We start from the raw sequence: 22787 nt of genomic DNA, 5'->3' as shown, positions 1-22787 counted from the left end.
ACTGGCGACGGGCTCGGGTTACAGGCTGAAGCGACCGACCATGCTGCGCAGTTGCCGGCCCAGCTGCTCCAGCTCGCCGCTTGAGGCGGCGGTCTGCTCACTCGCCGCGCTGGTCTGATCGGACACATCACGTACGCTCAGCACGCTGCGGTTGATCTGCTCGGCGACCACGCTTTGCTCCTCGCTGGCAGTGGCGATCTGCTGGTTCATACCCTGAATATTGGACACCGTCTGGGTGATCTGGCCCAAGGCATCGCCGGCTTTGCGGCTCAGCTCGACGCTGCGCTCGGTGAGCTGCTTGCTGTCGTCGAGCAGTTGCGTGACCTGATCGGTACCGCTGTGCAGGTTGTCGATCAACTGCTCGATCTCTTCGGTCGACTGCTGGGTTCGTTGCGCCAGGCCGCGTACTTCGTCGGCAACCACGGCAAAGCCACGGCCCGCCTCGCCAGCTCGCGCTGCTTCGATGGCGGCGTTCAAGGCCAGCAGGTTGGTCTGGACCGATACTGACTTGATCACATCCAGAATACTGCCGATGCGCTGGCTCTCTGCCGCGAGGTGGTGCATGGCCTCCAGGCAGTGGTCCATCTGCGCGGCCAGCTGCTCGATCTCAGCCACGGCCAGGGTCACTACCGCATCTCCCTGTTGCGCCTGCTGATCGGCACTGGTGGCCGCCTGTGCAGCGTGCTCGGCGTTCTGCGCGACCTCCTGCACGGTGGCGCTCATCTGGTTCATGGCCGTGGCGACCTGGTCGGTATCCTCCTTCTGCTGGTTGATCCGCGCCTTGGTGTCCTGGCTGGCGACAGCCAGTTGCGAGGCAGCGCTGGAGAGCTGGCCGACGCCCTGATCGATGCCGCCGATCAGCTCGCGCAGGCTCACGGTCATGTCGCGCATGCTGGCCTGCAGCTGGCCCAGCTCGTCGCGCCGCTCAACCGTGTCCAGTTGGCTGAGGTCGCCGCGGGCAATACGCGCGGCCTGGGCCAGGGTCTGGCGCAGGGGCTGGATGATCTGGCGGGTGATCAACCAGGCGGCGATTACCCCGACCACCAAGGCCAACAAGGCGACGCTGGTCAGCAGCGAGCGGTCTTCAACCGCCTCATGGTCGCGCTGCTCGATCTTCTGCTTGGCCAGGGCAACGCTGGCGGCGCTCAGCTGGTCGCCGAGTTTCTCCATGTTGTCGTGCAGTTGCTCCACCTCGATCGCAGCGCTGCGGTACTGCTCGAGGCTGCTGCGATAGCGCGCCAGCTCGGTGCCTGGCCGCTCCCTCAGGGCGCGCGGCAGGCCCAACGGTGCAAGGGCACCGCGCAATTGCGCAAGCGTACTGTCGGCGGCGGCCAACGCCGAGTCGCCGACCTTGGCGAAGGCCTCCAGCGGCGAGTAGGTATAGGCCGGCAGCAGGCTTTGCTGGTTGGCACCCTCGACATGCCGCGAAAAGCTGTCCATGAGGCTGATCAGGTTGCTCTGTTGGCCATCGGCCGAGAGCTTGAGCAGGGTCTGGTTCTGCAACTCGTCGATGGCCTCACCCAGCGTGTGTTCCTGCTGCTGCATACCGACGCGCAGCTGGCCGCGTTTGGCCACGGCTTGCTGGAGCAGGCCGAAGTCTTCGCGCAGGCGCTTGAGCTGATCCAGTTTTTGCGTGAGCAGCTGGCGTGACTGGTCGACTGAGCTGCGTTGCTGGAGGGTGGCGAGCATGCTCTCGAGCTGCTCGATGATGGCACTGATGCGCGTCCTGCTGGTCTCGTCAGCGAGCACCCGGTAGGTGATCCGCTCTGCGCGCAAGTCCTTGCTCAAGTCATTGATACGGGTGATTTCGCTGAGCTGTTGCGAGCGACTGATGGCGCCGTCGAGGGCGTTCCAGCCACTTATTGTGGTGGCCAGGGTAAGCAGCAGCACCACGCTGAAGCCCAGCGCCAACTTGAGCCTGACGCTCAGGTTGCCGAGCGTGCGATTGATAAAGCCGAACATGGCATACCTCCGTCCATTCAAGATGACCACGGACTGTGGCCATGCCTGCTCATCGGCGCGGAGGTTGTAGGACTTGACCTGCAAATCCTGTAGGAAAGTTCACTGCGAGGCCTAGGAAAATTCCTAGGCCGCACGCAGTTCGGCTGCTCGTCTAGAGCCGGAAGCGCCCCACCAGGCTCTGCAGGTGGGTGCCCAGGCGCGCCAGCTCGACGCTGGAACTGGCGGTCTCTTCACTGGCTGCCGAGGTTTGGTCGGAGATATCGCGCACGTTCATCACGCTGCGGTTGATCTCTTCGGCGACCGCGCTCTGCTGCTCGGCGGCAGTGGCAATCTGCTGGTTCATGGCCTGGATCGACGACACCGTGCGGGTGATCGTCTCCAGCGAACCGCCAGCACGGCGGGTCAGCTCGACGCTGCTCTCGGTCAGGTCGCGGCTGGCGTCCATCACGCTGGCTACACGCTGAGTACCGCTCTGCAGGCCGGCGATCAGCGCTTCGATCTCTTCGGTCGACTGCTGTGTGCGCTGGGCCAGGCTGCGCACTTCGTCGGCCACTACCGCAAAGCCGCGCCCGGCCTCACCGGCGCGGGCGGCCTCGATGGCGGCATTGAGGGCGAGCAGGTTGGTCTGCTGAGCCACTGCCTTGATCACATCGAGCACGCTGCCGATCTTGTCGCTTTCGCCCTTGAGCTGATTCATCGCTTCGCTGGAGTTGTTCACCTCGCTGGCCAGACGCTCGATCTGAGCGATGGCTTCGCCGACCACGCGATCACCTTCACGGGCCTGCTGGTCGGCCGCCAAGGCCGCCTCGGAGGCCTGTTCGGCGTTGCGCGCAACCTCATGCACGGTGGCGGCCATCTCGTTCATGGCGGTGGCGACCTGATCGGTCTCGACCTTTTGATTATTGACCCCGGCGCTGGTCTGCTCGGTTACTGCCGACAGCTCTTCAGCCGCACTGGCGATCTGGGTGACGCCGTCGCCGATACCGCCGATCAACTCGCGCAGGCTCACGGTCATGCGCTGCATGCTGGCCTGCAACTGGCCGAGTTCATCGCGACGGTCGATCTGCAGGTTCTGGCTGAGGTCGCCGCTGGCTACCCGTTCGGCTGCGGTCAGGGTGTAGCGCAGTGGCACAACAATCTGGCGGGTGATGGCCCATGCCGCGATCAGGCCGAGCAACAGGGCCAACGCGGTGGCGCCGGCGAGCACGGTCTTGGCTTGCTGGGTGCCTTGGTCGCGCACCTCGGTTTGCGAACTGCTCATCTGCTTGCTGGTGTCGATCAGCACAGCGCCTTGCTCGGTCATGCGCTGCAGTGCCTGCTCGGCGGCGGTCTGGGCACTGGCAAACTGATTGACCGCATCGCGGTAGGCGGCCAGCGCTGTGGAGGCGTCATCCAGGCCTGCGGCATATTCAGCCGGCAGCTTGGTCGGCAGCGCGTTGAGCACGGCCAAGGCCTGGTCGATGGCCGTCAGAGCGGTCTGTTGGAATTCAGGTTTACCGCTGTAGGTGTAACCGCGCACCTGGAAGCGTGCCTGCTGCAGCAGGGCGCTGACCTCGACCGCGTGTTGGTACTGGTTGACATCGCCGGCCGCTAGCAGGCGCTGCTGGACCTGGCTGATCAGCGCAGCGGCCTTGTCGGCACTGTCGCCGAGCACGCTGCGGCTGGCATCGCGTCGCTGGCCGGCCTGGCGGATGTCAGCAAAGGCTTGCTGGTATTGACGCACCGCCTCACGTTGCTGCTCCAGGCGCTGTAGGTCGGCAGGTTGCTCAATTTGGCCGAGCATCAATTGCACCTGACGGTCCAGGTTGCCCAAGGCTGTTTCCAGCGCGGCGACGCCTTTCTCGTCGCGGTCACGCTCATATTGCTGGCGAGCGATGCGCAGTTCCTGGGTGTACTGATGGATCACCGAGATGTTGCCCAGCGTGTCACCGCGCGAGGTAACGCCGTTGATGCCGGACCAGCCGGTCAAGGTGATTGCCAGGGTCAGCAACAGGACCAGGCCAAAACCAAAGCCGAGCTTGCGGCTGACACTCATATTTCCCAGAGACTGGGCAACCCACTGGAACATGTTCGACTCCCCCGGCGTTGGCGCTGCAGATTTTTTCTTGTGCTGCTCAGGGCATCGGCCTTGGCTGGGGAAACTTGACGGAAAAGTTCTGACCGATCAGTCAGAAAATGCGCGAGAGCAGGGCAGTGACGGCAGTCTCGACCCGCAGGATGCGTGCACCCAACTGCACCGGTTGCAGGCCTGCCTTGGCCAGCAAGTCGACTTCATAGGGGATCCAGCCGCCTTCCGGGCCGATTGCCAGGGTGACCGGCTGCTGCACGGCGCGAGGGCAGGCCGGGTAGTCGCCGGGGTGGCCGACCAGACCCAAGGTGTCGGCGGCGATGGCCGGTAGCCGGTCTTCGACGAACGGCTTGAAGCGCTTCTCGATGATGATTTCCGGCAGCACCGTGTCGCGCGCCTGTTCCAGGCCGAGGATAAGGTTTTCGCGGATTGCCTCGGGGGTGAGAAACGGCGTTTGCCAGAAGCTCTTCTCGACCTTGTAGCTGTTGAGCAGGATCAGCCGTGGCACGCCGAGGGTGGCGATGGTCTGGAACAGCCGGCGGAGCATCTTCGGCCGCGGTACGGCGAGGATCAGGGTCAACGGCAGCTTGGCCGGTGGCTGCTGATCAAAGCTGACCTGCAGCTCCGCTTCGTGCCCCTCCAGGCGAACCACGCTGGCTTGGCCCATCAGCCCGTTTATCTGACCCACGCGCAGGTTGTCGCCCACTGCAACGCGATGAATCTCCTGCATGTGGGTGAAGCGCCGATCAGCCAGCACGACGCGGTCGGCCGCGATGAAGTCGGCCTGTTCAAGCAGCAGCAGGTTCATGGCTGGGTCGCTGGCGGCTGGTCTTCCGGATCGTCGGCAGCGGGTTCATCGAGCGGGCCACGCTTGCGGATCAGGCCACCACAGAGCACGCCGATTTCGAACAGCAACCACATCGGTACGGCCAGCAGGGTCTGCGAAAAGATATCCGGCGGAGTCAGGACCATGCCGACCACGAAGCAACCGATGATCACGTAGGGGCGGATCTTGCGCAGGTATTTGACGTCGACCACGCCGATCCACACCAGCAACACCACCGCCACCGGGATCTCGAAGGCCACGCCAAAGGCGAAGAACAAGGTCATGACGAAGTCGAGGTAGCTGGCGATGTCGGTCATCATCGACACCCCTTCCGGGGTGGCGCTGGCGAAGAAGCCGAAGATCAGCGGGAATACCAGGAAGTAGGCGAAAGCCATGCCGGCATAGAACAGCACGATGCTCGAGACCAGCAGCGGGATCGCTATGCGTTTCTCATGGCGATACAGGCCAGGTGCGATGAAACCCCAGATCTGGTGGAGGATCACCGGGATCGCCAGGAACAGCGAAACGATCATGGTCAGCTTGAACGGCGTCAGGAACGGCGAGGCCACGTCAGTGGCGATCATCGTCGCGTTGGCCGGCAGGTGGTCGCGCAGCGGCGCCGAGACCAGGGTGTAGATCTGCTGGGCAAATGAGAACAGCCCGGCAAAGATCAGGAAGATCACCGCGATACAGCGCAGCAGGCGTGTCCGCAGTTCGGTCAGGTGCGAGACCAGCGGCATCGGCTGGTCGTGGTCCGGTCTATCGCTCATGGGGCTCGTGGCGTCTGGGGCGGCTCAGGGATGGCGGCCGGGGCAACAGGCGTGCTCGGCTCGGCGGGCACTGCAGTAGGGGCCTGCACGGTGGCTGGTGGCTCTGCCAGCGGCACGATCGGCGCGCCAGCGTCTACCGGCGGTTGGGCTGGCTTGGGTGGCTCTGCCTGTGGGTTGAGAATGCGCCGGGCCTCCTGCTCCATCGACAGGATGTGCTCGTTGTGCAGCTGACGGCGGATGTCGTCGGCGCCGATTTCGCGCTCGACTTCCATCTTGATGCTGTTGAAGCTGCGCTTGAGCCGGCCGATCCACAGCCCCGCCGTACGCGCGGCGCCGGGCAGGCGCTCGGGGCCGAGCACCACCAGGGCGACCAGGCCGACGAGCAGCAACTCGCTGAAGCTGATGCCGAACATGGGTCAGTCTTTCCGCTGCTGCTCTTGGACCGGCTGGGCCTGGCCCTCGAGGGTGGTGTGCGGTTGAGTCAGCGGCGCTGTGGTATGCGGCTGTTGGGTTGGCGGCACTGGCTGCACCGGCGGCGGGGTCTGCTCGGCAGGTTTGTGCTCTTCATCGCTCATGGCCTTGCGAAAGCCCTTGATCGACTCACCGAGGTCACCGCCGAAGTTTTTCAGCTTCTTGGTGCCGAACACCAGGACCACCACGACCAGCAGGACGATCCAGTGTTTCCAGTCAAAAATACCCATTTTGTACTCCTGAAAAAGGTGTGTCGGCTTCGCCAATACGCTCCTTGTACAGGAGCGGCCTTGCCGGGGCGCCGGATCGGTCGGAACAGGCTGCAAGGCAGCCCCATCAATCAGTGCATCACTATCAGGCCGAAGGCTGCCGCGCTGCCTTCTCATCATGCCCGGACAAACCAAAGCGGCGGTCCAGTTCATCCAGCACCGCCTGCGGATGTTGCCCCAGTGCCGAAAGCATCACCAGGCTATGGAACCACAAGTCAGCCGTTTCGTAGATGACATCACTGCAGTCGCCGCTGTGCGCAGCGTCCTTGGCAGCAATAATGGTCTCGACCGACTCTTCACCGACCTTCTCGAGGATCTTGTTCAAACCCTTGTGATAGAGGCTGGCAACGTAGGAGCTGTCCGGGGCCGCGCCTTTGCGGGCCTCCAGTACTTCGGCAAGACGGGTCAGGGTATCGCTCATGTCAGTGGCCTGCGCGGTAAATTGCATCGGGATCTTTCAAAACCGGGTCGACGCTGACCCATTGGCCATTTTCGAAGACGCGGTAGAAGCAGCTTTCGCGGCCGGTGTGGCAAGCGATCTGGCCCAGCTGCTCGACCATCAGAATGATCACATCGGCGTCGCAGTCCAGGCGCATCTCGTGCAGCTTCTGCACATGGCCGGACTCCTCACCCTTGCGCCACAGCTTGCCACGCGAGCGCGACCAGTAGATAGCACGGTTTTCGGCGGCCGTCAGAGCCAGCGCTTCGCGGTTCATCCAGGCCATCATCAGCACCCGACCGCTTTTATGGTCCTGGGCAATTGCCGGCACCAGGCCATCGCTGTCCCACTTGATCTCGTCCAGCCAGTCTTTCATCGTCGACTCCAAAATCGGGCCCGCTTCGCTATCGGGCCTGTTGCATTAGTGTGCCAGCCAGCAGCGTGGCTGGCTATCGGCGTACCACCAGGTACAGCCCGGCGCTGAGCATCAGCCAGGCCGGCCACGCCGCTGGCGCCCCCAGGCTGACGGCGCCCGTGGCAAGGATGGCGCCACCAGCGAGCAGGCCGGCACCGAGCAGGCGCAGCGCCCATTGATCACCGTTACGACGGCGCTGGGGCATCTGCGGGTCGTGCAGGTGCGGTTGCGACAGGCGCTCGAGCAGGTCGCGAGTCATGTCGGCCAGGTGCGGCAGTTGCTCGGCCTGACTGTAGATATTGCCCAGCACCGCCTTGGGGCTCATGCGCTCGCGCATCCAGCGCTCCAGAAACGGCTTGGCCGTGCTCCACAAGTCCAGATCCGGGTACAGCTGACGGCCCAGGCCTTCGATGTTGAGCAGAGTCTTTTGCAGCAGGACCAGTTGCGGCTGGACTTCCATGTTGAAGCGCCGCGCGGTCTGGAACAGGCGCATCAGCACCTGGCCAAACGAGATGTCCTTCAGCGGCTTCTCGAAGATCGGCTCGCACACGGTGCGGATCGCGGCTTCGAATTCATTGACCTTGGTATGCGCCGGGACCCAGCCGGAGTCGATGTGCAGCTCTGCTACACGGCGATAATCACGGCGGAAGAAGGCGATCAGGTTGCGCGCCAGGTAGTCCTGGTCTTCGGCGGTGAGGCTGCCGACGATCCCGCAGTCGATGGCGATGTACTGCGGGCTCCATGGCTTGACCGTGCTGACGAAGATGTTGCCTGGGTGCATGTCGGCATGGAAGAAACTGTCGCGGAACACCTGGGTGAAGAACACCTCGACGCCACGCTCGGCCAGCAGCTTCATGTCGGTGCGCTGGTCGGCCAGGGCCACCATGTCGGTGACCGGCACGCCATAGATGCGCTCCATCACCAGCACCTTGGGCCGGCACAGGTCCCAATACACTTGCGGCACGTACATCAGATCGGAGCCTTCGAAGTTGCGCCGCAGCTGGCTCGAGTTGGCCGCCTCGCGGAGCAGGTCGAGCTCGTCATAAATGGTTTTTTCGTAGTCGCCGACCACTTCCACCGGGTGCAGGCGGCGGGCATCGGCGGACAACCGCTCGGCGCCCTTGGCGATCAGGAACAGCCAGGCCAGGTCCTGGGCGATGATCGGCTTGAGGCCAGGGCGCACCACCTTGACCACTACCTCTTCGCCGGTCTTCAGGCGTGCGCTATGGACCTGGGCGACCGAGGCCGAGGCCAGTGGCTCGACGTCGAAGCGGCTGAACACTTCGCTGACCTTGGCGCCCAGTTGCGCTTCGATCAGCGCCACTGCTTGTTGCGGGTCGAATGGCGGTACGCGGTCCTGCAGCAACATCAGCTCGTCGGCGACGTCGCTTGGCAGCAGATCGCGGCGGGTCGACAGCAACTGGCCGAACTTGATGAAGATCGGACCCAGGTCCTGCAGCGCCAGGCGCACCCGTGCGCCTCGGCTGAGCGGCGAGGGCTTGCGTGGCAGCCAGCGCCAGGGCATGAGCAAACGCAGGCTCATCAGCCACCAGGGCAGCGGTTGCTCGAACAGAATGTCATCGAGGCGGTAGCGAATCACTACACGCTGGATACGAAACAGGCGGCGGACGGCGAGCAACTTCATGCGTTATCGCTGGTATCAAGGGATCGGGCAAGGCGGCGGATGCGCGCCTCGAGGCGTTCGACATCGACCTTGACGCGGTCGAGCTCGCTGAATGCGGCCTCGGCTTCGCGGCGGCCGACCAGGGTACGGGATTCTTCGGCAAGGTACTCGGAGAGGTTCTGGCTGAAGCGCGCCAGGCCCTGCCGGGTCCAGCGTGCACGCAGGCGCAGGTGGCCGGCGAGCAGGGCGGTGGGCACCGGGCCCAGCCAACGCGACAGCTCGTACTCCCAGTCCAGCTCGAGGTCTTGCAGCACGGCCACCAGGTCGAGCAACACGGCGCTGTCGCCGTGCAGCTGCACCTGCGGGCTGTGCAGTACAGCGGTCTTGTCCTTGGCCAGGGCCAACTGGACCAGGCTACTGGCCGGTGCGCGCAGGGTGCAGTCGGCCTCGCTTTCCCAATGCGCAGCCAGCAACAGGCCATCTTCATCGGGCAGGATGTACAGCTGCAGGGCCGGCTGCAGACAGTCGATGGCGATCACCTTGCCTTCCAGCGCGGCCAGCCGCGGCAAGGCCGTACTGTCCAGACGCAGGACGCGGTTGAGGCCATGCTCGACGCTGGCGAGCAGCCCGGCCAGCAACATCAGGGTTTGATCCCCCGGTGCACGGCGACGATACCGCTGGTCATGTTGTGATAGGTGACGCGGTCGAAACCGGCATCGACCATCATCGCCTTCAGCGTTTCCTGATCGGGGTGCATGCGGATCGACTCGGCCAGGTAACGGTAGCTTTCCGAGTCATTGGTGATCAGCTTGCCGGCCAGCGGCATGAAGGCGAACGAGTAGGCGTCGTAGGCCTTGGACATCAGCTTGCTGGTCGGCTTGGAGAACTCCAGCACCAGCAGGCGACCACCGGGCTTGAGTACGCGCAGCATGGAGCGGATGGCATCGTCCTTGTGAGTGACGTTGCGCAGGCCGAAGGCGATGGTCACGCAGTCGAAGTGGTTGTCCGGGAACGGCAGCTTTTCCGCGTCGGCCTGGACGAATTCGATGTTGCCGGCCACGCCACGGTCGAGCAGGCGGTCACGGCCGACCTTGAGCATCGACTCGTTGATGTCGGCCAGCACGACCTGGCCAGTAGGGCCGACCAGGCGCGAGAACTTGGCTGCCAGATCACCTGTGCCACCGGCGATATCCAGCACCCGGTTGCCACTGCGCACACCGGACAGCTCGATGGTGAAGCGCTTCCACAGGCGGTGCATGCCGCCCGATAGCACGTCGTTCATCAGGTCGTATTTGGCGGCTACGGAGTGGAAAACCTCGGCGACTTTCTTCGCTTTCTGGCTTTCTGGCACATCTTTGTAGCCGAAATGAGTGGTGGGTTCGGCGTGTTCGCCTTTGCGCTGGTCGTTCATATCGCATCACCGGAAAAAAGTATCGCCATTCTAGGGGCAATGGGCGGATTTGTCTTGGCGGGGTGTGCCCTCGGGCAGGGGCGGGCATAATGGCGCCATTGTCTTTATATCCAGGATTGCCCGCATGACCCAGATCAGCGTTGAACGCAAACACGCCCTCGGCCGCGAAGCCGCCCGCGCCAAGGCCGAGGCGCTGGTCGACAAACTGACCCGCGAATATGGCCTGGAAGCCAACTGGCAGGGTGATCGGGTCGAAGTTTCGCGCAGCGGCGCCAAGGGCAGCGTCGAAATCGGCGACGACCTGATCCGCGTCCAATTGAAGCTGGGCATGATGATGTCGATGATGAGCGGCACCATCAAGGGCGAGATCGAACGGGCATTGGACAAGGCCTTGGCCTGAGCCTCCAGTCTTGAGGCATGTGCCGCCTCTGTGGGAGCGGCCTTGCGTCGCGATGGGCTGCGCAGCCGTCCCAGTACAGCTGCGCTCAGTGAGGCGTGCTAGGGGGCGGAAAACGGGAACAGGTCTTCGATCTGCTCCAGGCGTAGATCCCCGCGGTAGATGCGCACCCGCTCCGCCGGGTTGACTGTGCGCTGCAGTTGTTCTTCCCGGCTCATCGCGCGTGGCTCCCAGAACTTCAGGTGGCCTTTGGCAAACGCGCGTGGCGCGGCTTGTGCGCTGGAGTAATGGAAGTGCGCTTCCCATAGCTGCTGGTGCGGCATCGTGCGGTTGATGGCGTAGACATCCAGGTAATCCTTGTCCTTGAGCCGTTTACGCAGCGTGGTCGGCACGCGTTGGATCTGTACCTCGCCTTGCGCCACCAGAAAGTGCAACGCCTGGCTGTCAGGGTGGCGGGTATCAAGGTAGGCCTGCGTCAGCAGGCGGCGCTTTTCACTTTGCATTTGCCCGATGGCCTCACGCAGTTGGGTGGCAAGCGCCTGCTCCTGGCCGGCTTCAAGCTGCGTGGCAATGCCGTCCATGTCCTGGATGTGCCAGTCCAGCAGGTCGGCGAGGCTGTTGGGCTCGTTCAGGTAGCGGGCGGCCAGTGCGAGCCTGGCGTCCTTGCGCGCCAGCAGGCTTGAGCCAACACGGCGCAGGTAGGCGTTACCGGGCGGGGTCGGCGCGGCTTTGGCCGCCTCGGCCCATTGGCCGTCACGCTGCTCGTAGTGGCTGACTGCCTGGTCGGTGAGCGGATCATGCTGGACTGCAAGCGTTCCTTGATCGTTTTGCTCGGCGAGCAGCGGCTTGCCGCGAGCGGTGCGGATCAAACGACGGTTGCCCGGTCGTTCCCTGTGGGTCATCGGCACAACTGGCGGCGTGGCGCCACTGTCGTTGTCGCGCAGGGTGTTGCTCAATTGCTCGACGGTCAGTGCTTCCAGTTGGGAAAGCTCGCGGATGTAGTCCTCGACCCTGGGCTTGTCCACCGCAGGCTCGTCGAGCGACAACAGTTCGTGGGCCTTGCCCAGCGAGGCGCGGTATTCGCGCAATGCGTTGTCCAGCACCTCCACCCTCTCCGCGGGTTCCAGGGCGGTGCCTTCGAGGCTGTCATGGCTGAGCATGGCCTGATGAAAGTCACTGCTGCGAAGACCCGCCTGCAGGCGCAGCACTGCTTCAAAACTCTCGGGCTCCAGACGCGTCCTGTCGATCACCAACTGGGCGAGATCGCTGAAGATCTGTCCACGCACCATGAGGGTCGAATAGGTGCGATACGCAACCGCCTTGCTCATCTTTTCCTGCTGGTTCTCGAACTGGATTCGGTGGTCGGCGTAGATCATGCGGATGTTGGCGTCGAGCCTTTCGCTGACGGTGAGCATACGCTGGTGGGTGGTGAGGGCCTCGGCGACAGTGCGGCGAAACGTGGTGGCTAATTCGATCTCTGCTGGCTCGACAGGAAGGCGTGCGAGCTCCCGTGATTGCTGACTGAGAGAGTCGTAATCGGTCAGCTCCAGTAACCGATGATAAAGGTACTGATCGTTGTTTATGGATTGCTCGTACCATTGATTGAGGGCCCGACGGGCGCGAGCCTCAGGGTCCATGCGCTGGTACTGCGGTTCGCCGAGTTCAGTGAAAAGCGCAATATTGGACTCGATCAGCACGGACTGTTTCTCGAAAATGGAGGCCATTATTCCGAGGATGGGGCGGTGTTGCTTGCGCTGCCCATGCAGGTTTTCCAGACGGATACGCAGATCATCCGGGAGCGCTGCGCGCGCATCAGGCGGCAGTTTTTCCATGTCGCTTCGAAAAGCTGCGGCTTCTTGATCATAGGCGCTGAGCAACTGCGCATTGCGTTCTGCGAGCGGTGCCAGCTTGGTCAGCTCGCTGTCGTTGTTGCGGCGACGCTGCTGCAGCGCGTTGAAATGGTCCACTTTCTCTGCGACCGCCTGGCGCCTGCTTTTCGGCATCCCGCCGGCCAGCCTCAGGTCGAGCCGCCACTCGCCGTTCCAGCGGGTGATCCAGGGGCCCTGGGCACGTTCGCGATCAGGCAGGTAGTAACCGTCCGGCGCGCCGCCCCACTGTCCCGACCACTCACTCTGGCTCTGCTCGGGGCCGACGATGCGGACACCGGCAAAGGTCTCCTGGACTTCGTAGGGCTCGTGGTCGAGCGCCACATAGTGACGTTCATTCACCTTGAACAGGCCGCGCAGGCGGCCGTGCGGCTCGGCGCTGTGCCCGGCGAGGGAGATCCTTGCGCGCAGGCCGGCCAGTGTCTCACGTTGCGCTGCGGGCAGATGGCCAGGGCCTTGCCCACCCTGCCAACCACTCACCCGCAAAGGTGCCGGACGGCCTTGGTCGACGGGTTCCTGCCAGGGCGCCGGAGAGGGTTCCTCACGGTTGAGCGTGGCGCCGGGTTCGTGCGGTCTGGGCCCTTCGAGACGTGGCTTGAGGGGTGTGGACAGTGTGTCCGGTTGCGCTCCGCTGGCATGACCGTGAACCAGCAGCATGGCCAGGTTGGTCAGCACGTCAGTGACAGCCAGGGCCTTCTCTTCAGGCGTACCCCGCTCCAGCGCGGCGAGGTCATCCTTGAGTGCCACCAGGCTGATGATCAGCCAGGCCACTGACGCGGCTGGACCGCGTAGCACCGATGCGACCGTGTTGAAGGCCAGCCAGGCCAGTTGACTGATCAGTGCCCAGCGTTGTTGAGCGTTGGAGACGCTTTGCCTGGACGCCAGCACCAGCAGGGCCTTGCCGCGGGCCTGGAACATGTGCTGGTCAAGATCGCCCTGCCAGGCGCTGAAGCGCACCCTTGCCGGCTGGCGCAATCGACTCAGCAGTGCATCCAGCATGTCTGCAGGGGCCAGCAGGTGCGCCAGTTCAGACAGATTGCGGTGCAGGTGCGGTCGCTGGAAACCACCGTCTTCATAGATCGCGCGAGCGTCGTCGTCCATCCAGTCCAGCATGTCTTGCTGCAGGGGCTGATCGGCGAGAACGCTGTCCATCAGATGCTCGAGGTCGTCGAATTCGCGTACGACCTGCTCGTTGCAAAGCGCCCGGTAAAGCACCCAGGGCCCGTTCGCCTGGAGCCGGATCAGGAACATGCCCTGGACCTCATTGGCCGCAGCCGCTTGCGGCGCACAGAGAAACGCCAGCGGGGCCATGGCGTGGACGCTGGAGCGATCCCCGGGCCGGTCACAGAAATCGGCCAACGCCTGCCAGCTGCGGTCCCGCAACTGGCCAGCGATCTTCGCCTGGAGGGCTCCGAGCAGCAGATGGCTGCGCCATTCGCGGGCGTGCAGCCGCACCCGGCGGGGCGTGTTGCGGGCATCCTGCAGCGCGGCGTTGACGTACCCCGGGTAGCGCCCGCCGATGTCGACTGTCCGTATCAACCTGTCGACATACTCAGGCGTCAGCCATTGAGGCGGTTGCGAGCCGTCGGCCAGAAGAATGCCGGTCACCGCTTCATGCTCGCCGACCTGCAGGCGGGTAATGGCCAGCGCGGTGAGCGACTCGGTTCTGAGGTATTGAAGATCGAAGGTCAGCGAAGAGGTCTGCACCCTTTGGGCAATGCTCGCCAGCACCTGGTCTGGCTGTAACAGCCTCCCCTGCGGATGATCCGCGTGCATCTGTTCACGCAGGCAGCGTGAGGCGTATTGGTTGAGGTCTTCGATATCACCCCACGAGGTCTCGCCTTTGGCCAAGGCTTGGCTGGCGGCTAACTGGAGCATGGCCGTCTGGTACTGGAAACGATCGCCCGCGCTGGCCTGGGCCAGCCAGCCCGGTACTTCGATGATGGGTTGGGCCGCTGGCGGCCACGGCTGATCGAGAAAGCCGGCCGCAGGGTCACTGAGCAGGCTCAGCGCCGCTTCAAGTTCACGCGGGGTAGCGATATCGGCCAGTCGCAGGCGGCCAATCTCATCGAGGATGCCATTGAGCAGCTGGCGGGCCTGATGTGCGAACGCATCCTCCTCCAGCGGCGCCTTCGCCCACACCATCGATTCGAAGCGATACCGCTGTGCCAATTCGTCGCGCAGGGCGCAGGCGAGGGCGGACAGGTCGTGGTAACCGTGCACGGTGCCGGTGGGCTTGCACCAGAGCAGCAAGTCACGATCGGCGTGGCGTGCACAGAGCAACGTGCTGCTGAGTGAGAGGCAGTGCTCGACCCCCGCGCTGTTCAGCCTGACCTGCAGGGCATGGCACACCAGGCCATCGCTGCGGCCCTCGAGCAAGCCGTACAGCACGCTCTTCTCGGCGTCGCCGAGGCCCTGGCGCTGGATGTTGGCCAGCAGGTTTGCTTTCAATAACTGTTGCATCCAGCGCAGAGCGGAGATTTCCGAATCGCCTTCGCGGGCGTTCCAGAAGCCGATCTGGGCTTGCTGGAAGCTGTCGATCACGCCGGCCAGCAGGGCGTCGAAATCCTGGTTGAGGTCAGCCATGCGCAGATCGATCTCTGGCTGGCCTGGCCCGGCTTGCTGCGGGTGAAACACCTGTCCCGTTGCCAGGCTGAGCTGATCGGTCGGCGCCAACGCCATGCGCTTTCCGCTGAGCAGGTGGGCGATCAGCGTGTCGACCAGCGGGCTTTGCCCAAGCCCTGCGCCGGGGGCTTGGGCGTGGATAATGCTGAAGCCTTCGAGCGATTCGAGCTGAGGGTAGCTGGTACGAATCCACGGATAGCGCCTGGCAAGCGTCTCCAGGCCTTCGTGGGCAATGACCTGGCGCAGGCTGGGGCGGTTGGCGAAGCGCGCCGCGACGAGGCGTTGGATCGAAGCGATGGGCGTTGGGGCGGCAAGCGGCATGGTGCAGGTCTCCAGTGCGAAAGGAGCTTGTACGCTAGGCCAGCGGCGGTGGTGGCCTGCGGTAAATACATCAAACGTGGGCCTGGTCGTTGCGGTTGCGTCGCTTAGGGTGAGAATTCTAATTTTTCTGCATACCGTTGTGCTCAAGCCCGAAGTCCGTGGGCAGTTCCTCCATCCCCTATGAGCGAGAGGTGCAGAGCATGGCCAAGATCAATCTGAAGAAAAAAGACGACGCCCAAGGCACGCTGGACGAAGTGCGTAACTATGCGCGCAGAGTCTGGCTGGCAGGCCTGGGCGCCTATGCCCGAGTCGGCCAGGAGAGCACCGACTACTTCAAGGAGCTGGTCAAGGCTGGCGAAGGCGTCGAAAAGCGTGGCAAGAAAGTCATCGACAAAAAGCTCGATGCCGCCAACGAGCAGATCGATGAAGCCGGTGAAGAAGTCAGCCGCGTACGTGGCAAGGTTGAAGTTCAACTCGACAAAATTGAAAAAGCTTTTGATGCGCGTGTCGCGCGTGGCTTGAATCGCCTCGGCATTCCGTCTAAACATGACGTTGAGGCGTTGTCCATCAAGTTGGAACAACTCCACGAGTTGCTCGAGCGTGTCGCGCGCAAACCATAAGGAGAGCAGGATGGCTGGCAAGAAGAATATCGATAAAGAAGGCGGCTCCTGGATCGGCGGAATCGAGAAGTACTCCCGCAAGATCTGGTTGGCTGGCCTGGGTATCTACTCCAAGGTCGATCAGGACGGCCCCAAGCTGTTTGATTCGTTGGTCAAGGACGGCGAAAAAGCCGAGAAGCAGGCGAAGAAGACCGTTGATTCGGCAGCTGATGAAGCCAAGTCGGCAACCTCTTCGCGCGTTGCCGACGTCAAGGAGCGCGCGCTGGGCAAGTGGGGCGAGTTGGAAGAAGCCTTCGACAAGCGCCTCAACAGTGCTATCTCGCGCCTCGGTGTACCGAGCCGCAACGAGATCAAGGCGCTGCACCAGCAGGTCGACACGCTGACCAAGCAGATCGAGAAGCTGACTGGCGCGTCGGTGACGCCGGTGTCCAAGGCGGCCGCGAGCAAATCTGCTGCAAAACCGTTGGCCAAAGCAGCCGCCAAAACCGCCGGCGCCAAGCCTGCAGGCAAAACGGCAGCCGCCAAACCAGCGGCTAAAACCGCAGCGGCCAAGCCTGCAGCCAAGCCGGCGGCCAAGTCTGTAGCTGCCAAGCCTGCGGCGAAACCGGCAGCGGCCAAGGCAGCGGCAGCGAAGAAGCCTGCGCCGAAGAAAGCGCCGGCCAAACCGGCAGCCAGCGCCGCTCCGGCCGCTACCGCAGCACCCGCATCTGCCGCGGCTCCGGGCAGCAGCACGCCGTCGGCACCAACGGGTACCGATACCCTGATCTGATAACGCGTCGTCTTCTTCGCGGGCGAGCCCGCTCCCACAGGTACAGCGCCGATCAGCAGCTCAGCGCAGGCTCCGTGGGAGCGGGCTTGCCCGCGAAGGCCCCAACGCCGGAACCTCAGGTCTACCCCTCCAGATACTTCATCGCCAACTGCTCCGCCGCTCGCCGTGCGGGCACTTGCAGATGCGGCGCCACCAGCATCATCACCTGGTACACCACCACCCCGACGTCGGCCGCGCGGCCGATCACGCGCTGATAGTCCAGCGAGAACATCAGGGTCATGGTGATCTGCTCGACCAACTGCCCCAACGCCTGAGTATCGCTGGTGACCTGCCCGTGCGCCTTGAGGCTGGCAAGCAGCGCCGCGAGCGTGCGTTTGATCGCGTTGATCAGGCTGCGCATGCCGCGGGCCAGCTTGGGCAGGCGCCCGGTCAGGTTCGACAGGTCCTGAAACAGGAAACGGTACTGGGCCATGCGCTCGACGATCAGGTGCAGGAACAGCCAGTAGTCCTCGGCGTCCAGGCGCACGTCCAGCGGCGGATCGAGCAGCGGCATCAGGGCCTCTTCGAAGCGCTCGAACAGGCCGTTGACCAACGGTTCCTTGCCGTGGAAGTGGTAGTACAGGTTGCCCGGGCTGATGCCCAGCTCGTTGGCGATTTCCAGCGTCGACACATTCGGTTCGCCCTGCTGATTGAACAACTGCAGGGCACACTCAAGGATACGGTCACGGGTCTTCATCGAGTCAGCGCACCAATACGTAAGTGCCAGGTGCCGGCGCCAGGGGTGGATAGGTGGTGTTGCCCAGGCTGCTGCGCGGAGCCTTCAGCGGCCCCGAGCGCTGGCCGATCCACTCCAGCCACAGTGGCCACCAACTGCCTTCGCTGCGCTTGGCATCATGGAACCAGGCGCGCGGGTCGCTGCTCAGGCGTGGGTTGTCGAGGTAGTAGGCCTTGGGGTTGCCGGGCGGGTTGATGATGCTCTGGATATGGCCGCTGTTGGCCAGCACGAAGCGTTGCTTGCCGCCGACCAGCAGCGCCGAGCGGTACACCGCATCCCAGGGCGTGATGTGATCGTTGCTGCCGGCGACATGAAAGCTGTCCAGCTCGACCTGCTTGAGATTGATCGGCGTGCCGCACACCTCCAGGCCATCGGCGTGGGCCAATGGGTTGAGCTTGAAAAAGTCCAGCAGGTCGCCATGCAGGGCTGCCGGCAGCCGCGTGCTGTCGGCGTTCCAGTAGAGGATGTCGAAGGCCGGCGGGGTCTTGCCGAGCAGGTAGTTGTTGACCCAGTAATTCCAGACCAGATCGTTGGGCCGCATCCAGGCAAAGATCCGCGCCACTTCAGCGCCGTCGAGCACGCCGCGCTGGTAGGAGCGGCGCTTGGCGGCTTCGACTGTCTGCTCGTCGGCAAACAGGCTGGCCGGGCTGTCGAACTGGCTGTCGAGCAGGCTCACCAGATAGGTCGCGCTGCGCACCTTGCGCAGTTGCTTCCTGGCCTGCAGATGGCCTTGCAAGGCCGCCATGGTCAGGCCGCCGGCGCAGGCGCCGAGCAGGTTCGGGTCGCGGTTGCCGGTAATGCTGCGGCAAGCATCGAGCGCTTCCTCCAGCGCCTGCACGTAGCTCGACAGGCCCCATTCGCGGTGACGCGGTTCCGGGTTACGCCAGCTGACCATGAACACCTGCAGGCCGTTCTTGAGCATGTACTGGACGAAGCTGTTGCCGGGGCTGAGGTCGAAAATGTAGTACTTGTTGATCTGCGGCGGCACTATCAGCAGCGGCCGCGCATGCTGTTGCTCGCTCATCGGCTGGTACTGGATCAGCTCCAGCAGCTCGTTGCGAAACACCACCGCGCCGGGCGTGTTGGCCACGTTGCCACCCACGGCGAAGGCGCTCTGGTCGACCTGGCGCGGCATGCCGTCGTTGTGGCGCAGGTCGTCAAGCAGGTGGCCAAGGCCGCGCAGCAGGCTCTGCCCGCCGGTGTTGAGCAGCTCTTTGACGGCCAGCGGGTTGAGCAGCGAGTTGCTCGGCGCCAGCGCGTCGTTGATCTGGTTGAGCAGAAACTGCGCGCGGGCGCGATCATCTGCTGACAGTGAACTGTGCTCGATCCACAGCCGCGATTGTTTCTGCCAGGCCAGATACGCCTGCAGGCCGCGTCGGTACAGCGGGTTGTCCTGCCAGGTCGGGTCAGCAAAGCGGGTGTCACGCGGGTGCGGCTGTAGCGGCGAATCGCCGAGCATCACCCGGCCCAGTTGGCTGCCCAGGGCGAGCAGGTGGCGGGCGGTGTGCAGCGGATCGCGCAGGCCCTGACGGCCAACCTGGCGCAGTGTCGAAATCAGGTCGCGACCGCGCAGGCCAGTGATGGCATTCTGCACATTCATCACCGTGACCGGGGCGGGTGAGTTGCCTTTGGCCGGCTTTTCTTGCATGACAACACTCCCTCGTTGTGATGGCGTCGGTTGCACCAGCGCGGTCGCGGCGTCACTGCCCGAACAGCGCCAGATGCACAGGTGTAGCTAGGTGCCGCTGGCGGGGCGCGGGTGCATCCGTGCGCGCTGCCGTTCCTGCTCGAGAAACTTCATGATGATCGGCGCCACCGCTTCGGCCCGGGTAATCAGGAACAAGTGACCGTCGTCGATGATGTGCAACTGGGCGTTGGGGATGCGCCAGGCCAGCAGGCGCATGTTGATCAGCGGAATCAACGGGTCATCGTCACCGGCCAGCACCAGGGTCGGCTGGCTGATCTTGTGCAGCCAGTGAATGCTGGTCCAGCCAAGGCCGGCGAACAGTTGCCAGTAATAACCGAGCTTGCCGCCCGAGCGCACTTTTGCGGCATGCCGGGCAGCCAGTTCCGGGTCGCGGCGAAACGCGCCGCCGTAGATCAGCGGGGCGATACGTATCACATGGGATGGCTGCACATAACGCCGCGGGCTGGCCATCATCCACAGCACCTTGGGCTTGCCCGGCACCATCACCGCGCCGGCCGCCGTGGCCGCCAGCACCAGCTTCTTGCAGCGCTCGGGGTAATCATGGGCGAATTGCTGGGCGAGGGCGCCGCCCCAGGACACGCCGATGACGTTGACCTGGCCGTAGTCGAGGTAGTCGAGCATGCGCGCGGTCAGCTTGGCCAGGCCAGGAAAGCGATATGGCTGGCGCGGCGTCGATGAGCCGCCCACACCGGGCACGTCGAAGGCAATTACCTCGAGGTCCGGGTCAAGCGCCTCGATGAATGGAAACACCAGCTCAAGGTTGGCGCCGATGCCGTTGAAGATCAGCAACGGCGTCAGGTGCGGCTTGCCTGGGCGAACCGCCGTGCGGATGGACTGGTCGTCCAGCTCGACGGTGCGAAAAACATAGGGTTGCGGCATGCGCGAAACTCTGTGAGGAACGAAGCGCCACGGCGCTAGGCCGTGGCGGTCATGCTCAACGTTCGTGAACGTAGGTGCCCGGTGCAGCTTCGCCGGCGACATAGGCCCGATTGCCCAGCCGCGCTGGGGCTTTTTTCAGCTCGCCCGCACGCTCGCCGAGCCAGGCTTGCCAGTGCAGCCACCAGGAGTCGGCGTGCTTGATGGCGTTTTCCTGCCAGGCCAGCGGGCTGTCCGGGCGATCTTCACCGGTCATGAAGCGCGCCTTGGGATTGCCTGGCGGGTTGAGGATGCTCTGGATGTGGCCGCTGCTGGACAACACGAACTCGATCTTGCCACCGAACAGATGCGCCGAGCGGTAGCAGGCCTGCCACGGCGTGATGTGGTCGGCGGTGCCGGCCAGGCTGTAGATATCGCACTTGACCTGCTTGAGGTCGATGGCCGTGCCGCACACTTCCAACGCTTGGGGGCGGGTCAGCGGGTTGTTCTTGAACATCTCGATCAGGTCGCCGTGGAAGGCCGCCGGCAAGCGCGTGGTGTCATTGTTCCAGAACAGAATGTCGAACACCGGCGGCTCGTTGCCAAGCAGGTAGTTGTTGACCCAGTAGTTCCAGATCAGGTCATTGGGGCGCATCCAGGCAAACACCTTGGCCATGTCGCTGCCTTCGAGTACGCCGGCCTGGTAGGAGTGGCGCTTGGCTGACTCCAGGGTCTGCTCGTCGACAAACAGCGCGACCTGGTTGTCCATGGTGGTGTCGAGCACGCTGACCAGCAGGGTCAGGGCGTTGACCTTGTTCTCGCCGAGCGCGGCGTAGTGGCCGACCAGCGCGGTGCAGGTGATGCCGCCGGAACAGGCCCCAAGCATGTTCAAGTCCTTGCTGCCGGTGATCGCCAGCACCGCGTCGACCGCTTCCTTGAGCGCATCGATGTAGGTCGACAGGCCCCATTCGCGCTGGGCCTTGGTCGGGTTGCGCCAGCTGATGATGAAGGTCTGCTGGTGCGAGCGCAGGCAAAAGCGCGCCAGGCTCTTGTCCGGGCTCAGGTCGAAGACGTAGAACTTGTTGATCTGTGGCGGCACCACCAGCAACGGCCGGGCGTGCACTTGTTCGGTGATCGGCCGGTACTGGATCAGCTCGAGCACGTCGTTGCGAAACACCACTGCGCCTTCGCTGGTGCCGAGGTTCTTGCCCACTTCGAACGCGTCCTTGTTGACCTGGCTGGGCATGCCGCCATTGCTGACCATGTCCTTGGCCAGGTTGGACATGCCATCGAGCAGGCTCTTGCCGCCGGTTTCGAAGAAGCGTTTGACCGCTTGCGGGTTGGACAGGGTATTGGTCGGCGACATGGCCTCGGTCATCAGGCCGATGACGAACTGGCCGCGGCTGATGTCCTGTGGCGACAGGTCGCTGGTGCTGATCCAGTCGTTGAGCTCCTGGCGCCAGGCCAGGTAGGTCTGCAGGTAGCGTCGGTACAGCGGGTTTTGTTGCCAGGCTGGATCATTGAAGCGGCGGTCGTCGCCGGCCGGTTGCAGGGTGGACTTGCCCAGCAGCACGTTTTTCAGTTCCAGGCCAAAGTGGGCGACGTGCTTGGCGCTGTGCAGCGGCTGGCGAATGGCCTGGCGCAACACCGTACGCGCCGTGCTGAGCAGATCCTTGCGGCGAATGCCGATGATCGGGTTCAGGCCCAGGGTGTTTTCCGAGGCCTGGCGCTGCAAGTCATCGTTGTTCTTGTTACTCATCTACGACGCTCCGTTGTCCTGAGACGAGTACCGGCTGGCTGAGGCAGATACACAGCACATGCCGGTACAGATCGCTCGGGTGACCAGTGATAAGGAACAGCGCTGCGGCGAGCAGATGCGTAGTGGTGATGAGCTGCGGGGGATTCTGCGTGTGAAGACAGCCTGCTTTCGCTCGCGACCTCTACAACAACCGGCTCGGCCCTGCTTGGCTGAATGCAATGCAGGGAGCTTGCCAGCTCCATTGGTTACCCGACTTTCATGTATTGCGCAAGACAGCCCAAACCCTGACTGGCATCAAGCCATTCAAGCAGAGCAAATTAGAAAATGCGCTCTAAACATGACAATCCTTGCGCTAGAGCATCAGCTTGACCACAGATTCGGCAGGATCGCGGGATTTGCCGGCCTTGCGCAGCTCGTCGAGATAGTCGGCCCACAGCTCGGCCTGACGCAGGCTGAGTTGTTCGAGGTATTCCCAGGTGAACAATCCGCTGTCATGGCCGTCGTCGAAGATCAATTTCAGTGCATATTGGCCGGCCGGTTCCACGCCGATGAGGCCGACGTTGATCTTGCCGAATTGCAGGATGGGTTTGCCGTGGCCCTGGACCTCGGCGGAAGGCGAGTGCACCCGCAGGAATTCGGCGGGGAGCTGGTAGACCTCGCCGGGGGCGTAGGTCAGGGCGAGGGTTTTCGAGGCTTTGTGCAGGTTGATCGCGGTTGGGAGGCGGGGCATGGGTCGGGATCTCTTTCGGAGCTGAGGGCCATGGGGGCCGCTCCGCGACCCTTTCGCGACACAAGGCCGCTCCTACAGGGGACCGCG

General features: G+C 63.6%; 20 protein-coding genes and 2 pseudogenes. 3 read left to right on the top strand and 19 right to left on the bottom strand.

Going from position 1 to position 22787, the window contains the following annotated elements:
• Nucleotides 1-18 precede the first annotated feature (18 nt).
• From AC58X1_RS11030 to ubiE, 13 genes and pseudogenes are all read right to left on the bottom strand, one after another.
• Nucleotides 19-882 carry a methyl-accepting chemotaxis protein gene (locus tag AC58X1_RS11030; protein WP_375140263.1) on the bottom strand — a complete coding sequence of 288 codons (864 nt, stop codon included), beginning with the start codon at nucleotides 880-882 and terminating at the stop codon, nucleotides 19-21.
• Nucleotides 874-1962 (bottom strand): annotated as a pseudogene (locus AC58X1_RS11025) (methyl-accepting chemotaxis protein); the annotation flags it as partial. The gene AC58X1_RS11030 and the pseudogene AC58X1_RS11025, both read right to left, overlap by 9 nt.
• Before the next feature lie 151 nt (nucleotides 1963-2113).
• Nucleotides 2114-2827: a methyl-accepting chemotaxis protein gene (locus AC58X1_RS11020; protein WP_497428971.1), complete on the bottom strand. Its 714-nt coding sequence runs from the start codon at nucleotides 2825-2827 to the stop codon at nucleotides 2114-2116.
• A gap of 141 nt (nucleotides 2828-2968) precedes the next feature.
• Nucleotides 2969-3997 (bottom strand): annotated as a pseudogene (locus AC58X1_RS11015) (methyl-accepting chemotaxis protein); the annotation flags it as partial.
• A 133-nt stretch (nucleotides 3998-4130) separates the two neighbouring features.
• Complete coding sequence (locus AC58X1_RS11010; protein WP_101315675.1) at nucleotides 4131-4838, bottom strand: 16S rRNA (uracil(1498)-N(3))-methyltransferase; 708 nt, start codon at nucleotides 4836-4838, stop codon at nucleotides 4131-4133.
• Nucleotides 4835-5626, bottom strand: coding sequence for a twin-arginine translocase subunit TatC (tatC, locus tag AC58X1_RS11005; RefSeq protein WP_101315677.1), 792 nt, complete (start codon nucleotides 5624-5626; stop codon nucleotides 4835-4837). The genes AC58X1_RS11010 and tatC overlap by 4 nt, the downstream gene beginning before the upstream one ends.
• Nucleotides 5623-6039: a Sec-independent protein translocase protein TatB gene (gene tatB / locus AC58X1_RS11000; RefSeq protein ID WP_401181424.1), complete on the bottom strand. Its 417-nt coding sequence runs from the start codon at nucleotides 6037-6039 to the stop codon at nucleotides 5623-5625. The genes tatC and tatB overlap by 4 nt, the downstream gene beginning before the upstream one ends.
• Before the next feature lie 3 nt (nucleotides 6040-6042).
• Nucleotides 6043-6327 (bottom strand): twin-arginine translocase TatA/TatE family subunit, encoded by a 285-nt coding sequence (locus tag AC58X1_RS10995; protein ID WP_101315681.1) that lies wholly within the window; start codon nucleotides 6325-6327, stop codon nucleotides 6043-6045.
• A 124-nt stretch (nucleotides 6328-6451) separates the two neighbouring features.
• Nucleotides 6452-6787, bottom strand: a complete 336-nt coding sequence (locus AC58X1_RS10990; protein ID WP_101315683.1) for a phosphoribosyl-ATP diphosphatase — start codon at nucleotides 6785-6787, stop codon at nucleotides 6452-6454.
• 1 nt (nucleotide 6788) lies between these two features.
• On the bottom strand, nucleotides 6789-7181 hold the full coding sequence (gene hisI, locus AC58X1_RS10985; protein WP_101315685.1) for a phosphoribosyl-AMP cyclohydrolase: 393 nt from the start codon (nucleotides 7179-7181) through the stop codon (nucleotides 6789-6791).
• Between the two features lie 73 nt (nucleotides 7182-7254).
• The gene (ubiB, locus tag AC58X1_RS10980) at nucleotides 7255-8865 is read right to left on the bottom strand and encodes a ubiquinone biosynthesis regulatory protein kinase UbiB (protein ID WP_101315687.1); all 1611 of its coding nucleotides are present in this window, start codon (nucleotides 8863-8865) and stop codon (nucleotides 7255-7257) included.
• Nucleotides 8862-9485 carry a ubiquinone biosynthesis accessory factor UbiJ gene (locus tag AC58X1_RS10975; protein WP_181105772.1) on the bottom strand — a complete coding sequence of 208 codons (624 nt, stop codon included), beginning with the start codon at nucleotides 9483-9485 and terminating at the stop codon, nucleotides 8862-8864. Before AC58X1_RS10975 ends, ubiB begins: the two co-directional genes overlap by 4 nt.
• Nucleotides 9485-10255, bottom strand: coding sequence for a bifunctional demethylmenaquinone methyltransferase/2-methoxy-6-polyprenyl-1,4-benzoquinol methylase UbiE (ubiE, locus tag AC58X1_RS10970; RefSeq protein WP_101315691.1), 771 nt, complete (start codon nucleotides 10253-10255; stop codon nucleotides 9485-9487). The genes AC58X1_RS10975 and ubiE overlap by 1 nt, the downstream gene beginning before the upstream one ends.
• Before the next feature lie 124 nt (nucleotides 10256-10379).
• Here ubiE and AC58X1_RS10965 point away from each other — a divergent pair, with 124 nt between their 5' ends.
• A complete protein-coding gene (locus AC58X1_RS10965) occupies nucleotides 10380-10655 on the top strand; it encodes a polyhydroxyalkanoic acid system family protein (RefSeq protein ID WP_101315693.1) in 276 nt (91 codons plus the stop codon).
• 98 nt (nucleotides 10656-10753) lie between these two features.
• Here the strand turns inward: AC58X1_RS10965 and AC58X1_RS10960 are convergent, their stop codons facing one another.
• Nucleotides 10754-15484 (bottom strand): hypothetical protein, encoded by a 4731-nt coding sequence (locus tag AC58X1_RS10960; protein ID WP_497428836.1) that lies wholly within the window; start codon nucleotides 15482-15484, stop codon nucleotides 10754-10756.
• A gap of 200 nt (nucleotides 15485-15684) precedes the next feature.
• Here AC58X1_RS10960 and AC58X1_RS10955 point away from each other — a divergent pair, with 200 nt between their 5' ends.
• Nucleotides 15685-16104, top strand: a complete 420-nt coding sequence (locus AC58X1_RS10955; protein WP_101322926.1) for a phasin family protein — start codon at nucleotides 15685-15687, stop codon at nucleotides 16102-16104.
• Nucleotides 16105-16114: 10 nt separating this feature from the next.
• Nucleotides 16115-16873, top strand: coding sequence for a phasin family protein (locus tag AC58X1_RS10950; RefSeq protein WP_497428835.1), 759 nt, complete (start codon nucleotides 16115-16117; stop codon nucleotides 16871-16873).
• 121 nt (nucleotides 16874-16994) lie between these two features.
• Here AC58X1_RS10950 and AC58X1_RS10945 read toward each other — a convergent pair whose 3' ends face one another.
• The 5 genes from AC58X1_RS10945 to AC58X1_RS10925 all read right to left on the bottom strand — a co-directional run bounded on the left by AC58X1_RS10945 (nucleotide 16995) and on the right by AC58X1_RS10925 (nucleotide 22700).
• Nucleotides 16995-17609 (bottom strand): TetR/AcrR family transcriptional regulator, encoded by a 615-nt coding sequence (locus AC58X1_RS10945; RefSeq protein WP_150571198.1) that lies wholly within the window; start codon nucleotides 17607-17609, stop codon nucleotides 16995-16997.
• A gap of 4 nt (nucleotides 17610-17613) precedes the next feature.
• Nucleotides 17614-19296 (bottom strand): class II poly(R)-hydroxyalkanoic acid synthase, encoded by a 1683-nt coding sequence (phaC, locus tag AC58X1_RS10940; RefSeq protein ID WP_150571197.1) that lies wholly within the window; start codon nucleotides 19294-19296, stop codon nucleotides 17614-17616.
• 87 nt (nucleotides 19297-19383) lie between these two features.
• The gene (gene phaZ, locus AC58X1_RS10935; RefSeq protein WP_101315704.1) at nucleotides 19384-20235 is read right to left on the bottom strand and encodes a poly(3-hydroxyalkanoate) depolymerase; all 852 of its coding nucleotides are present in this window, start codon (nucleotides 20233-20235) and stop codon (nucleotides 19384-19386) included.
• A gap of 55 nt (nucleotides 20236-20290) precedes the next feature.
• Nucleotides 20291-21970, bottom strand: coding sequence for a class II poly(R)-hydroxyalkanoic acid synthase (gene phaC, locus AC58X1_RS10930; RefSeq protein ID WP_150573447.1), 1680 nt, complete (start codon nucleotides 21968-21970; stop codon nucleotides 20291-20293).
• Nucleotides 21971-22322: 352 nt separating this feature from the next.
• Nucleotides 22323-22700, bottom strand: a complete 378-nt coding sequence (locus tag AC58X1_RS10925) for a gamma-butyrobetaine hydroxylase family protein (protein WP_101315708.1) — start codon at nucleotides 22698-22700, stop codon at nucleotides 22323-22325.
• Nucleotides 22701-22787: the final 87 nt, after the last annotated feature.

This window comes from Pseudomonas sp. PGPR N4 (assembly GCF_059693665.1).
The sequence above is the reverse complement of the archived record's forward strand: the minus strand, read 5'-3'. Positions and strand labels throughout refer to the sequence as shown.